Raw genomic sequence first — 1,096 nt, 5'->3', positions numbered from 1 at the left:
TACTGTTTAGAGGTGATGAGTTATGGCACGTCAACTGATTGTGGCGATCGCAGAAAGTGCAGAGAGTTTGGAGCAACAACTAAAAAACAGTCGTACCTAAGCGTCAGAAAGAACGGTTGCAAATGTTGTGGTGGCTAAAAACTGGACAAATCACTCAGCATCAAATCCTGGCCAAACGTCTGGGACGTGATGGTTCAACGGTAACGGGCGTGGTTGCAAAAGTATCGTCAGGGAGGATTGTCCGAATTGTTGGCACTCAAGAGTGCACCCGGAAAATTGCCCCACTTGAGTCCAGAGGCTCTTGCCGGATTACAAAAAAGACTGGAACAGCCACGCCTGCTTCAAAAGTTACGGAGAAATCGTGGAGTGGGTCAATGAGACTTATCAACTGAACCTGACATACCCCACAGTCTATCATTGGGTACACTATCGACTTAAAGCTAAATTAAAAGTGCCACGCCCCAAAAGCGCGAAGCAAGAACCCAATGCCGATCAGCGTTTTAAAAAAACATCGCCCCAGCCCTGTTGACCTATCAACGCTTGTTTGGAAAGGGACAACGGCTGCGTTACTTGTGTCAAGACGAGACCCGCTTGGGACTTAAAACAGAAACAGGGAAAGTGATTATGGCGTTTGGAGTGAAACCGATCGCACCGGTACTCTGGAAACGTGACAATTTTTGGCTCTACGGGGTGGTTGAACCTTTGAGCGGCTGGCATTTTTGTTAAGAATACGATCGCCTCAATACTCAAAGATTTCAGGAGTTTATTGATGCCCTCTCACATCAACTGGGAGATGACATCGCACTTATTCAACTTGACCAGGCGGGGGCTCATGTGACCAGTGCTCTGCACTGGCCTGATAACTTGATTCCCGTTTGTCAACCAGCCCATAGCCCTGAACTCAATCCCATTGAACGAGTGTGGCAATTTATCAAACAACAATTCAAGGGAGAAGTGTTTCTGACTCTTAAGGAATTGCGCGAACGACTGGATCAGGTTCTGCAACAAATCACACTTGAAGAAATGAGTTCACTATCTTGTTACACTTTCATTCTGGAAGCTTTATTCTATGCAGCTTCATATTAAATTGGTATAA

2 protein-coding genes and 1 pseudogene are annotated in these 1,096 nt (G+C 45.9%); all 3 read left to right on the top strand.

Annotated elements, in window-relative coordinates:
• Positions 1-361 precede the first annotated feature (361 nt).
• Positions 362-529 carry a winged helix-turn-helix domain-containing protein gene (locus tag QUA70_RS28740; RefSeq protein WP_445251690.1) on the top strand — a complete coding sequence of 56 codons (168 nt, stop codon included), beginning with the start codon at positions 362-364 and terminating at the stop codon, positions 527-529.
• The gene (locus tag QUA70_RS28480; protein ID WP_333335953.1) at positions 526-726 is read left to right on the top strand and encodes a hypothetical protein; all 201 of its coding nucleotides are present in this window, start codon (positions 526-528) and stop codon (positions 724-726) included. Before QUA70_RS28740 ends, QUA70_RS28480 begins: the two co-directional genes overlap by 4 nt.
• Before the next feature lie 15 nt (positions 727-741).
• A pseudogene (locus tag QUA70_RS28475) lies at positions 742-1,086 on the top strand (transposase); the annotation flags it as partial.
• Positions 1,087-1,096 lie beyond the last annotated feature (10 nt).

The organism is Microcoleus sp. LAD1_D5 (assembly GCF_036702115.1).
Classification (GTDB): domain Bacteria; phylum Cyanobacteriota; class Cyanobacteriia; order Cyanobacteriales; family Microcoleaceae; genus Microcoleus.
Note: the sequence above shows the minus strand (reverse complement) of the source record. Positions and strands in the feature narration are given on the sequence as shown.